This window comes from Myroides sp. LoEW2-1 (assembly GCF_009767705.1).
Taxonomy (GTDB): Bacteria; Bacteroidota; Bacteroidia; order Flavobacteriales; family Flavobacteriaceae; genus Flavobacterium; species Flavobacterium album_A.
Window position 1 is genome coordinate 89,433 of sequence record NZ_WSPP01000063.1, and the last position, 12,133, is coordinate 101,565.

The 12,133-nt window shown below is 35.9% G+C and carries 10 protein-coding genes; 6 read left to right on the top strand and 4 right to left on the bottom strand.

Going from position 1 to position 12,133, the window contains the following annotated elements:
• Positions 1–18 precede the first annotated feature (18 nt).
• Both GOQ24_RS05020 and GOQ24_RS05025 read left to right on the top strand, forming a co-directional pair.
• Positions 19–1,407 (top strand): efflux transporter outer membrane subunit, encoded by a 1,389-nt coding sequence (locus GOQ24_RS05020; RefSeq protein ID WP_155091273.1) that lies wholly within the window; start codon positions 19–21, stop codon positions 1,405–1,407.
• 266 nt (positions 1,408–1,673) lie between these two features.
• A complete protein-coding gene (locus GOQ24_RS05025; protein WP_230381491.1) occupies positions 1,674–2,105 on the top strand; it encodes a hypothetical protein in 432 nt (143 codons plus the stop codon).
• 70 nt (positions 2,106–2,175) lie between these two features.
• Here the strand turns inward: GOQ24_RS05025 and GOQ24_RS05030 are convergent, their stop codons facing one another.
• Positions 2,176–2,793: a hypothetical protein gene (locus GOQ24_RS05030; protein WP_155091274.1), complete on the bottom strand. Its 618-nt coding sequence runs from the start codon at positions 2,791–2,793 to the stop codon at positions 2,176–2,178.
• A 1,007-nt stretch (positions 2,794–3,800) separates the two neighbouring features.
• On the opposite strand from GOQ24_RS05030, the gene GOQ24_RS05035 reads away from it, so the two are divergent.
• Positions 3,801–4,001, top strand: a complete 201-nt coding sequence (locus GOQ24_RS05035) for a hypothetical protein (RefSeq protein ID WP_155091275.1) — start codon at positions 3,801–3,803, stop codon at positions 3,999–4,001.
• 260 nt (positions 4,002–4,261) lie between these two features.
• Complete coding sequence (locus GOQ24_RS05040) at positions 4,262–4,462, top strand: hypothetical protein (protein ID WP_155091276.1); 201 nt, start codon at positions 4,262–4,264, stop codon at positions 4,460–4,462.
• 153 nt (positions 4,463–4,615) lie between these two features.
• On the opposite strand, the gene GOQ24_RS05045 is transcribed toward GOQ24_RS05040, so the two are convergent.
• Entirely contained in the window at positions 4,616–7,678 is a 3,063-nt protein-coding gene (locus tag GOQ24_RS05045) for a DNA polymerase III subunit alpha (RefSeq protein ID WP_160339236.1), read from the bottom strand.
• A gap of 32 nt (positions 7,679–7,710) precedes the next feature.
• Positions 7,711–8,892: a DNA polymerase IV gene (dinB, locus tag GOQ24_RS05050; protein WP_155091278.1), complete on the bottom strand. Its 1,182-nt coding sequence runs from the start codon at positions 8,890–8,892 to the stop codon at positions 7,711–7,713.
• 84 nt (positions 8,893–8,976) lie between these two features.
• Between dinB and GOQ24_RS05055 the strand changes: the two genes are divergently transcribed.
• Together GOQ24_RS05055 and lgt are read left to right on the top strand one after the other, a co-directional pair.
• Positions 8,977–9,750 carry an XRE family transcriptional regulator gene (locus tag GOQ24_RS05055; protein ID WP_155091279.1) on the top strand — a complete coding sequence of 258 codons (774 nt, stop codon included), beginning with the start codon at positions 8,977–8,979 and terminating at the stop codon, positions 9,748–9,750.
• Between the two features lie 188 nt (positions 9,751–9,938).
• Positions 9,939–10,790, top strand: a complete 852-nt coding sequence (gene lgt, locus GOQ24_RS05060) for a prolipoprotein diacylglyceryl transferase (RefSeq protein WP_155091280.1) — start codon at positions 9,939–9,941, stop codon at positions 10,788–10,790.
• Between the two features lie 74 nt (positions 10,791–10,864).
• Here lgt and GOQ24_RS05065 read toward each other — a convergent pair whose 3' ends face one another.
• Complete coding sequence (locus GOQ24_RS05065; protein WP_155091281.1) at positions 10,865–11,929, bottom strand: 2,3-butanediol dehydrogenase; 1,065 nt, start codon at positions 11,927–11,929, stop codon at positions 10,865–10,867.
• Positions 11,930–12,133: the final 204 nt, after the last annotated feature.

Sequence of the window (12,133 nt, forward strand, 5' to 3'; positions counted from 1 at the left end):
ATTTTAAATTATTAGACAATGAAAACTCATTATAAACTTTTACTTGCTTTAGCCATTGCGGGAGCATTGACCTCGTGTGGTTCAAGCAAAAGGTATCAACCTCAAGAAAGTGTTGATACTCAACTCTACAGAGATATTCAATCGACTGATACAACAAATATAGCTGATGTGAGTTGGCAAGAGTTCTTTGCGGATCCTTATTTGCAAGATTTAATCCAAAAAGGATTAGATAACAATCTTGATTTAAAGATGGGGATTGAGAGAATTAATGCTGCTCAAGCAATGCTCAAACAATCAAAGGCAGCCTTTCTACCTGATTTGAGTATCGGTGGTGGATTAAAGAGGTCACGTTTAGCTTATCCACAGGGCTTTGGCTTTGTAAAAGATGCAACCCAACACGATGTCTTTGCCAATACATCATGGGAACTTGATGTGTGGGGAAAACTCGCTAGTAGTAAACGCGCTACTTTTTATAGGTTAATGCAAACCGAAGCGGTTCAGCAAGCTGTACAAACGCAATTAGTTGCTCAGATAGCTGACTACTATTATCAATTATTGACCTTGGATGAGCAGGTGCGCATCTTGAAGCAAACTATTGAAAATAGACAAGAAGATGTCAAGACTATGAAGAACTTAAAGGAATCTAGTGTTGTTACTGGAGCTGCGGTTGTTCAAAGTGAAGCAAACTATTATGACGCTCAAGCAGATTTGCCACGAGTGTATCGCCAAATTAGAGAGATAGAGAATGCGCTAAGTACCTTGATAGGTCAAGTGGGAGAGGTGATTGATAGAGGAAGTTTTGAGAGTCAGAAAATGTATGAATCTATTCAAGTAGGTATTCCTGTTCAACTACTACAAAACAGACCCGATGTTCGAGTAGCAGAGTATGAGTTAGCCTCTTATTTTGAGGAAGTAAGTGCAGCAAGACGTGCATTTTATCCCTCTCTTACTTTAACAGCAGGGGTGGGATTCTCGAGTTATGAGTTTAAGGATTGGTTTACATCTACGGGGTTCTTTGCCAATGTAGCTGGAGGGTTATTGCAACCTATTTTTAATAAACGTTTAAACAAAACCAGATTAGAGGTTGCTAAAGCAAATTACCAGGAGAAGGTTTACAATTTTCAAAAAGCACTTTTAGTGGCTGGTCAAGAAGTTTCGGACGCACTTTACGCGTATCAGACTGCTGAAACTCAAGAACAAAATAGGCAAATACAAGTAGAGAAACTTTCCTTGGCCGTAGATTACACCAAAAAGCTACTGTTATATCATTCTTCGACTAATTATACGGATGTATTGACAAGTGAACAATCATATTTGTATGCGCAAATGCAAATCACAAACGATCGTTTACTCAAGTGGCAATCCGCTATTAAACTTTATCGTGCTTTAGGTGGTGGTGTAGATTAAAAGAATCTACATAAAAATATTGAAGGTTAGAGATTGACGTCATTTTTTAATCTGTGTTCTAAATGTTGACTTTGTTTTCATTTAGATAATAGCACTCCTTGATCGTTAGCAGCTTTACAGTTCTTGTGTTTCTTATTTTTTATATGCTAATGAGAGTTGAAATACAATGTGTTTAAAGAGCTGATTGTTCGAATTAGCTTTTGACAACTAATGTGTTGAGGAGTGTTTATTCCACAAACTGAATTATCAATTTAAAAACAATAAATATGTACGTAGGGATAAAACATTTACATTCTTTTATGGGATATGTGGTGCTATTAGGTATTTTAATTTCAATAGTATATGCTTGGAAGGCGTATATGAGTAATCAGCCGTACAACAAAAAGATAGCGGCTATAGGGCTGGGAGCAACCCATTTTCAAATTGTAGCAGGTGTTTTGATGTATTTTCTTTCTCCTTGGGGTATGAAAAGCCTCAGTGCAGATGCCATGCAGGATACTTTATTGCGACTTTACACAGTTGAACATCCGCTTGTTATGATTATTGCTGCAGTGATCATCACTATAGGTTTTTCAAAGGCAAAGCGCTTGAAAGATGCTAAGAAACAAAACCGTACTGTTGCTGTTTACTATGTGATTGGTTTAATATTAATATTAAGCCGAATACCATGGATGTTTTGGCCAGTAGCTTCTTATTAATTTTACTTTTTAATTATCGATTTTTTTTGTTTAATAGGGTGACTGAGAAGTCACCCTATTATTGTTTACTTTAAAATGATAAACGTATAATGCGGTCTAATTTTTCTTTATCAATATCAGGAGAGAATTCATTGTATAGTTCCTGTTTTAATAACGATACAATCGAAAAGAAATCCGAAGTAAGAGTTAAATAGTATTGTTCTACTTTCTCTACAGATTGATTTTCAGCAACTTTTATTTGACTGCTTTCTATCATCAAATTGCCTACGTGAACTAAGATTTTATCGAATGTCTCTGCTGAGGTATGCATTTGAAGAAAACCGAATTCAAATATAAGATCATGTAGGTTGTTCACTTCCTTTTCTATCTTCTTACCTGTAGCCAAGTGAGGACTAAGCGATTCTCGTTGTAAGATTGTGTTTAGTTGTGTTAGGAATTGAAAGAAAACCTCCTGTTTCTTTTCAAAAACCATTAAGTGTCGCTCTCTTTTTTCTTCACTTTTAGTTTGACCTTGTAGTAGTAAGACTGTTATAATAGCCGTAATTACAACACCAAGTAATGTTCCAAAGAATTGAGCAGGTAAGGTGTTTAATTCAAATATTTCGAAGGTAACAGCTGTAATCAAGAAAATGATTGTACATGCAATAATACCAAGCCTTGCCCAATCTGTTTTTTTTAGTAGGTTCATCAGTTAATAAAACTAAATAATTATACTAATCAAAGTAAGTCTATTTTTTATTGATAATCAATAGGCGTATAGTACAATATCTATGAATTTGTTTGTATGATAGTATTTTAAAGTCTTTTTTGAGCATTATTACCTGACCGTATATTGTCCTAAAGTTGTATTAAAGTTATAGTCATTTGGAGATAGAATCAGTAATTTTACTTCTTGTAAACAGGTAGATAATCCTGTTTTTCTATTTGTTATAAGTTGAATCAATAATATATGAACATTATTTAGTCAGTCATAGTAGTAAATAAGTTTATTATTGCATAACCATAGTTTAGGCACTCTTTTATAGGGTGCCTTTTCGTTTTTATATCGTTGAGATCTTAATGATTAAGGATCTGCTTGATCAATTAAGGGATGACAGGATATAAGTTTGTTTCACATTGGGGTATTATTCAAATTATGTTACAGCTTTTTCTTGTTGATTATTCAACTTTGGATTGAATATAAAACCTGTTTTCTTTGGGCTTTCTTTCACTTTTCTTGCTGTATCCTTGCACTTTTACTCGCTGAAAGGTGCATTTTAGCAGGAAAACCCCTAGCAATCTCCTAGAAAACCTCAAGAAAGTCCCATCTATTTAGTACTGATTTACTAATTATCCTTTTGGATAAGCACTTTTGATATAATGCCAGTTTTATCTTTTAGCTGTTAAGGTAGTTTTAATAGATGCTTTATTACTGATTTCAATTTTGTGGTCTTTGACTAGGCTGTAAATGGATTTTTTTAGACTCAATAGGCAGTAATTATATGACTTGCTAGGTATGCTAACTTTTGATTCTAATACTGAATTTTGAAGAAAATTCAGTAAAATGATTTTTATTTGAGTTTATTATATAGAATTGGTTTAAATAGTATAAATGAAATAATAATTGCTAAAATTGTATTAAAATTTAATCCAAAAACGGGCAAAGCCTATTATATGTGCTATATTTACTACAGTAGTAAAGAAAAAAGTTAGATTATGAAAACAAGAGCAATGTTCGATTACGCACGTTTAGTTTTAGAAAATGTTAGTTTCGATCCTAAGTTGTTTTATAAGGAACTAAGAAAAGCCATCAACCATTTATTACCTTATGATGTAGAACAACTATCGAATTGGGTAAATGGATATGTACAAGATAAACCAGAGCTACATGATTCATTAAATTTAATAAACGCATAATATTAAAAAGCACTTCGCATGAAGTGCTTTTTTTATTTTTGTCAGCGAATTCATACTGATTCATTAGCTTGATATCGGTTTTGAGATAACAATAAAGAATATTAATGCAATAGTTTATTATTTATTGTTCTTTTTAGATTGAAAAAAGATAATATTTTATTTAGTTATTAAAATTTTATTAATTTTTATTTGAATAGTATATAATAAATAATTAAATGCTTAAGTTTATAGTATAATAAAAAACACTAAATGTATAAAGAATGAAATCACTTAATATGTTTGAGTTTGCTAGAACAATTTTAGAAAATGTAAGTTTCGATCCTCAGTTGTTTTACAAAGAGCTTCAAAAAGCAATTAAACAATTGTTACCATATGATGTGGATCAATTAACAAGTTGGGTATCAGGTTATGTAAAAGAAAAACCTGAACTACAAGGTTCATTAAAATTAATTAACGTTTAAAATATGCAAGCATCCCTTGAATTGGGATGCTTTTTTTATCGTTATTTCAAAGCTCTAATTCGTTTTTTAGAGTTGGTAAAAGAATTCATAAGGTTGGTTATTGATAGATTAAATCCCTTGCTTTGTTGTCATAGTAGGGGATTTTTATTAAGGCTAAGTAGTTTTGAACTTCATGCGATGTCTGGGTAAATTGATCTCAGTTACTTTAGGATAGGCAGCGCGATTGGTACCACTGAAATCTTCTTTTAAGATTTGTCGTGATTCACTACTTTTTTCATCCTCATAATGATAGCGTGGATCATTTATAAAAGGCATTTTCGCCATTTTTACTATTTGAATAGAAGGGAAGTGATACTCTACTTCGACTCTACCAAGTAGTAAATAACAGCCTCCTCCTTGAAAGGGGTATTGCTGTAAACTATCGGGAAAGTGTATAGTGTCAAAGTAATCTCCATTACAATCAATCCAAGTACCAAAATACATAGTCCCTTTACTTGTAGGTACGTGTTTTCTCGCAATGAGATAGGCTAACATACGCACTGTTGTTTTATGGTGTTTCATGAGGTCTTGCACCATTACATCTCCTCTAAATTTTGTTTTTAATAGGTCAAAGGGAGTGCATGAGATACTAAATCCCAATAGTTCTATCTCGTCAAAAGCATCTTCGTAAACGGAGCGTTCCAGTACGGGGAAGTTATACTCTTGTATTGGCTCTTGAAGCAAAGTTAGTGTTTGTGGTTGTTTGGGATGTGCAAAAAGTAATCTGGCCTGTATGAGTAATTCATTTTTTTGTTTGCCAAAACTGTGGAAAGCTCCAATAAATATCAATTTTTGTAGGGATTCTATTCCAATATCTACCCGCTGTGTGAAATCAGCTAAAGAAGTGAAATCGCCTTTACATGCTCGTTCGTGTAGTATGGCCTGTATTAACTCTGTATTGATACCTTGAATAAACATAAAGCCCAAATAAATGGTCTTGCCTTGTATAGTGGCCTCCATATCGCTGTGGTTTACACAAGGTGGTAGGATAGTGGCTCCAGACATTTTGGCCTCGTGTACATAGACTTCTGTGCGATAAAAGCCTCCTTGATTGTTAATCACAGCGGTAATAAACTCCAAGGGATAGTACACTTTCAAGTACAAGCTTTGGTAGCTTTCTATAGCATAGGAAGCAGAATGTGCCTTGCAAAAAGAATATCCTGCAAAAGATTCGATTTGACGGTAAATTTCCTCACTTAGTTCTCTTGGGTGCCCTTTGTCCAAGCAACATTCGAAGAATCGCTCTTTGATTGAAGTAAGTGCGTCTTTGCAGCGCGTCTTTCCACTCATTGCCCTACGCAGTATATCGCCATCTGCGGCAGGTAAACCAGCGTAATGTAATGCAATTTTGATTACGTCTTCTTGGTAAACCATAATGCCGTAGGTCTCTGCTAATTGCTGTTGGAATACAGGGTGGAAGTATTCAAAGCCTGTTGGGTGGTTATGTCTATAGATGTATTCTTGCATCATTCCACTTTGTGCTACTCCTGGCCTTATAATAGATGAGGCTGCGACAAGTACTTTGTAGTTGTCGCATTTTAATCGTCTCAGTAGCCCTCTCATGGCTGGGCTTTCAATGTAAAAACAACCTATTGTATGACCTCTTTGCAAATAGTCATTGCAGTTTATTTCGTCTTTTGATATAGCAATATTTCTAATATCCAGGTTAATACCTTGATTGGCTTTAATCAGCATGACTGCATCGTTAATATGACCTATTCCTCGCTGGCTCAGAATGTCGAATTTGTCAAAGCCAACCATTTCAGCAATATGCATATCAAATTGTGCTACAGCAAATCCTTTGGGTGGATAATCCAAAGCTGTATAGTTTGTCATAGGCGTTTCTGAAATTAGAACTCCACAAGGGTGCATAGTACGTTGATTGGGGAAGCCTTCCAACATTTGACCATAACGGTGAATGAGTTTTACAATGCTGTTTGGCTCATGTTGCTCAAGTGTATGGCGAGTCAGGCTGTCTAACTCTTCTTTGGGTAGTCCGTAAACTTTACCTATTTCGCGTATAATTGAGCGGTATTTAAAGGTGGAGATCGCTCCACAGAAAGCTACGTATTCCGATCCATAGCGTTTAAATATGTAGGCTAATATAATATCCCTCTCTCTCCACGACCAATCGATGTCAAAATCAGGTGGTGATTTTCTGTTTTCATTGAGAAAACGCTCAAAGTATAAATCCAGTTCTAAAGGACATACATTGGTAATGCCCAAACAATATCCAATGATACTATTGGCTCCGCTACCTCTACCGATATGCATAAACCCCATGCTATTGCTATATCTGATAATGTCCCAAGTAATTAAAAAGTACCCAGCAAAGTTTAGTTGATCTACTACCTTGAGCTCTTTTTCTATGCGCTGTTTTGCCTCTTGATGATCTTGTCCATAGATGTGTTTCATCCCTTGATAAGTGAGTTGGGTCAACAGTTCCATATCCGTTTTTTTACTTTGGGTATAGTGTTGCTTATTTCGCGGCTTATGCAATTCAAATTCATAGTTACAAGTATCGATGATTGCCTTTGTATTTTCGACAATCACTGGATAATCTGCAAAGTGACTTATCAGTTCAGACTCCAAGATAAAAGTATCTGTTGTACAGGCGCAATCTTCTGGAGCTAATTTAGACAGTAAGGTATTTTTGTCTATTGCTCTTAGAATTTGATGCACAGTAAATTCATCTTCACTGTGGTGATTAACGCTGTGAAGGACAACCATTTTATCTATCTTTTGTTTCCATTTGTTTTGGTAGAGTAGGTTTACCTGATGATTAGTGATGCCGATATACTCTTGCTTATTTAATTGATTGGGTACATTGTCAAGGGGATAGATAACAATACAATGTTCAAATATTGGAGCAAATTCAGGTAAAGGGGCCTTTGATTTATTGTAGGCTGTTCTAAAGGAGCTTATCTCAGCTATGGCTCTTACCTCTTTTGCTAAAATAATATATAAAAGTCCTCGATTATCTCTAAACTCCATTCCTACAAGGGGCTTTATTTTGGCCTGCTCGCATAGGGTGACAAAGTCATAAATACCATTAAAGGTGTCAATGTCTGTTAGGGCAATAGCGCTTGCTTGGTGTATTTGGGCTTGCTTGACAAGTTGGTCTAAAGGCAGCATACCGTAGCGCAGACTGTAATATGAATGACAGTTTAAAAACATAGTTTTTAATAGTGAGAATTAATGTGTGTTTGCTATTTGTCGATTATCTGTTTGATCTGCTTTTCTCTGTGCTTTAAGTTTGCGGCTGCACAACGAGTTACAGCATCTATTCCATATCTCTTTTTCATTTTGTCCATAGCCTGATACAACGCCATGAGCTCTTGGGTGTCTTCAAATAAATCTATTTGATAGGTTCCTCTAACTAGTCCGCTAAACTGAATGCCAATTAGTCGAAGCCTCATTCTCCTGAGGTATAAGCGGTCGAATAATTCATAGACAAGTTGACTTAGGGTGTGATCAGCACAAGTATAGGTAACTCTTTTTTGTTTTGTTTCGGTATCGAAATTTGCATATCGAATTTTCACTGTAATCACTGAAGTAAGCCATTGCTCTGTTCTGAGTTGAAAAGCCAATTTCTCAACCATCCCCAATAAAATGGATTTGATTAAGACAATATCAATTGTATCTTGATCAAAAGTGTGTTCTGTCGATATAGACTTGCGTTCTCTATACGGCTCTACAGGGGTAAGGTCAATTCCATTGGCTTTTTTCCATATATCTACACCGTTTTTCCCGAGCATCTGCTGCAAGACTTGTATAGGCATTTCCGATAGTGTTTTGATATTTCGTATTCCTATTCTGGACAAAGTAGTATAAGTAACCTCGCCAAGCATGGGAATCTTGCGAATCGACAAAGGGTTGAGAAAAGGTCGAACTTGTAAAGAGGGAATGCTCAATGCTCCCATGGGTTTGGCCTGACCAGTTCCAATTTTAGAAACTGTTTTGTTGATCGATAAAGCATAACTCAGGGGAAGCCCAGACTCTTTTTTTATTTTTTCAATCAGTTCACTTGTCCATTTATACGTCCCAAAAAAGCGGTCCATTCCCGTGAGATCCAGGTAAAATTCATCTATACTTGCCTTTTCAACAACGGGAGCCTGCTCGCAGATAATATCCGTTATTAAGTGGGACATATTGGAGTAGAGTTGCATATCTCCTTTGATGATTTTGGCTTGAGGACACAGTTTCATCGCCATGCGAATAGGCATAGCAGAACGCACGCCAAAATAACGAGCTTCATAGGAGCAACTCGCAACTACACCGCGATCGCCTCCTCCAATAATAATGGGAAGCCCATTGAGAGAGGAGTCCTGTAAACGCTCACAAGAGACAAAGAAAGTATCTAAATCTAAATGTGCTATTGCCCGATCCATTTTAATGAAGTTCAAAATTTATTAAACGAAATTACTATATATGTTAGCAATATTTATTATATTTGATGCTATAAATAGTAGCAAATGTCATTTTTAGCAGATAACATCCGGTATTTGAGAGCACAGAAAAGTATGTCACAACAAAAGGTGGCAGACGAATTAGTAATTACACGTGCTCGTTATTCGAAATATGAAGAGGGAGCCTCTGAGCCACCTTTGGAAGTATTGTTGCGCATCTCTCGTTTTTTTCACGTGAGTGTCGATCTTATGATTTCGGTAGATTTGCGCAAAGTTCCTATGCAAGATTTATTAAAGCTTGAGGATAATCGTATTTTGTTGCCTATTATGGTGGATTCTACCACAGGGAATAACTATATAGAGATTATTCCTCATAAAGCTCGAGCTGGATACCTTACAGGATATGCGGACCCTGAGTTTATTCAGAATTTGGAGCAAATATCTCTTCCTTTTCTTAGAGAGGGAAAATATAGGGCTTTTCCCATAGAGGGGGATTCGATGCCTCCTCATCAAGAGGGGTCTTTTATCATTGGAAGTTATATTGAGCGTTTAAGCGATGTTAGGGACGGTAGAACTTACATTGTGATAACAGCTAATGAAGGAGTGGTGTATAAGCGCGTGTATCGCATAGATGAAGAAACTTTCGAGTTGCACTCAGACAATACCTTCTATGAGCCTTATACTGTAAAGGCTTATGATATTATTGAAATTTGGGAATATGCTTGTAGTATCGCCACTCAGGAATTTAAGCCAGAGGATTTAGAGGAACCAGATACCAAGGCTATGTTTAAAGAAATTCGATATATGTTACACAATATCGCCAGTCATGTAAAGAGGTAAAGACTATCTTAACTGTTAGTCTACAGTAAATAGTAAGCGTTTAAAAGAGCAGTATGGTTCTTTTAAACGCTTTTTTTGATCTGTTTAAAACTAACAATAAGGGATGTGAATTGTGGATTAATTAAAAAAATCACTCATTTGTAGGTGAATTTTATTACTTTGCACGCCTTAAATAAAACAACAAATAAATGAATTTAGCTGTGATGGTATGGGACGTTGATCCTGAGATATTCAAAATAGGAAGTGTTCCAATTAGATATTATGGAGTATTGTTTGCTTTGGGGTTGATTCTGGGGTACACTGCTGTAAAAACAGTATTTAATAAAGAGAAGATAGATATTAAATACCTGGATAAACTGCTTATTTATATTATAGTGGGGACGGTAGCTGGAGCGCGTTTAGGACATTGTTTGTTCTATGATTTTGAATATTATAAGAATCATATATTAGAAATTTTTATTCCTTTTCAGGAGATTAATGGTTCTTATACTTTTGTTGGTTTTCAAGGACTTGCGAGTCATGGGGGAGCAATTGGAGTGTTGTTGGCTATTTACTTGTTTTGTAGAAAGTACAAAGTAGGAGTGTTTTGGGTTTTGGACCGCATTGCTTTAGGCGTGCCAATTGCGGGTGCGTTTATTCGCTTTGGAAACTTTATGAATTCTGAGATATACGGAAAGCCAACAAGTGGAACATGGGGTGTTATTTTTGCCCAAGACGATATGATTGCCCGTCATCCCACTCAGCTCTATGAGGCATTGGGTTATTTGCTTAGCTGTGTGTTTTTGTGGGTATTGTACAAGAGCAATAAGGTAAAATCAAACGGAGTTATCTTTAGTTGGTTTTTAATATTGATGTTTACAACGCGTTTTGTATTGGAGTTCTTCAAAGAAAATCAAGTCGAATTCGAACAAGATATGCTGCTTAATATGGGACAATGGCTTAGTATTCCCTTTATTGTTATCGGGGCAGGGCTGTTGATTTTCCAAAGTAAGCTAAAGGGAGTAAGCGAGTTTGATCCTCGAAATTTGAAAGTAGAGTAGTTTACTTTTTCTATATGGTCAAATAAAAAACGCTTAGGGGATAACCTCTAAGCGTTTTTTGTCTATTATTGAATTTATCTATTGATATCAATAAGAATTTTTACCTGTTCAGGATTGCTTACTAAAGCTTCAAAACCTTGGTCTACAATCTGGTCTAATGCAATTTTGTTAGTTACTAATTTCTCTACTTGCATGCGGCCTGAATCAATTAAGTTGATTACCTCTGGGAATATATTTCTATAAGCAATAACTCCTTTAACAGTGACCTCTCTTAGTACTTGGTCCAAAGCATTGTGTTGTACTGGTTTTCCAAATAAAGCTACTAATACAGCAGTACCTCCATTGCGAGTAGAAGCAATCCCTGTGTTATAAGAGGCTTGTACACCTGCGCAGTCTAAGAATACGTTTACTCCTAAGCCCGCTGTTAATTCCTTAATTTTCGCAGGTAGATTATCTTCTGTGGCATTAAACACATGAGTAGCTCCGATTTCTTTTGCCTTTTCTAAACGCTTTTGAGCAACATCAGTGACAATAACAGTTGATGCTCCTGCCGCTAAAGCCGCTTGAGCACATAATAGTCCAATTGGTCCGGCTCCTGAGATAAGAACAGTTTGTCCTACTTTTAATCCACTTTGAAGTACAGCATATACAGCCACAGCTGCTGGCTCTACTAATGCTCCTTGTTCAAAGGACATTGTATCAGGAATCTTGTGTACCATATAATCTTCTACTACCACGTAGTTTGCAAATCCGCCGTTGCCAGCTAATCCAATAAAACCTAAGTGTTCTCCTAAGTTGTATTCTCCTGAGGCTACAAATGGGCTGTCAAAGTTTTTGTAAATTGGTTCAACAACAACGCGATCTCCTTTTTTTAGATTTGTCACGCCTTGTCCTACTTCTTCGATAATTCCTGAAAACTCATGCCCAAGTGTTGTCACCCCTTGGTGTCCGTTTAAAGGGTATGGCTTGTCAAAGGGGATAAGTTGAGGCCCATGTACGTATTCGTGTAAGTCAGATCCACAAATCCCAGCATATTGAACGGCAATTTTTACTTGTCCTTTTGCAGGAGTGGGGATGTCGATAGTTTCCACGCGGATGTCTTTTGCTGCATACCAACGTGCTGCTTTCATAGTTGCCATAGTATAAATCTTTTTTTATGTCTTGTCCAAATTTACTGTAAAGACAATTTATTTTTAGTTTTTAAAAGTTAAAATAGAAGAAAAAAGTATATTGATTAACATTGTTTGTATTTGTTAACTTTTAAAAAAAGACAAGATTAGACTTTGTTTAAGAATAAGAGGATATAACTGTGCATCTGAATTGTATTTTAAGGTGTTATTTAC

Excerpts from the sequence above, each read along its gene's own strand:
- GOQ24_RS05020 (WP_155091273.1), top strand. The coding sequence starts at position 19 with ATGAAAACTCATTATAAACTTTTACTTGCTTTAGCCATTGCGGGAGCA.
- GOQ24_RS05025 (WP_230381491.1), top strand. The coding sequence starts at position 1,674 with ATGTACGTAGGGATAAAACATTTACATTCTTTTATGGGATATGTGGTG.
- GOQ24_RS05030 (WP_155091274.1), bottom strand. The coding sequence starts at position 2,793 with ATGAACCTACTAAAAAAAACAGATTGGGCAAGGCTTGGTATTATTGCA.
- GOQ24_RS05035 (WP_155091275.1), top strand. The coding sequence starts at position 3,801 with ATGAAAACAAGAGCAATGTTCGATTACGCACGTTTAGTTTTAGAAAAT.
- GOQ24_RS05040 (WP_155091276.1), top strand. The coding sequence starts at position 4,262 with ATGAAATCACTTAATATGTTTGAGTTTGCTAGAACAATTTTAGAAAAT.
- GOQ24_RS05045 (WP_160339236.1), bottom strand. The coding sequence starts at position 7,678 with ATGTTTTTAAACTGTCATTCATATTACAGTCTGCGCTACGGTATGCTG.
- dinB (WP_155091278.1), bottom strand. The coding sequence starts at position 8,892 with ATGGATCGGGCAATAGCACATTTAGATTTAGATACTTTCTTTGTCTCT.
- GOQ24_RS05055 (WP_155091279.1), top strand. The coding sequence starts at position 8,977 with ATGTCATTTTTAGCAGATAACATCCGGTATTTGAGAGCACAGAAAAGT.
- lgt (WP_155091280.1), top strand. The coding sequence starts at position 9,939 with ATGAATTTAGCTGTGATGGTATGGGACGTTGATCCTGAGATATTCAAA.
- GOQ24_RS05065 (WP_155091281.1), bottom strand. The coding sequence starts at position 11,929 with ATGGCAACTATGAAAGCAGCACGTTGGTATGCAGCAAAAGACATCCGC.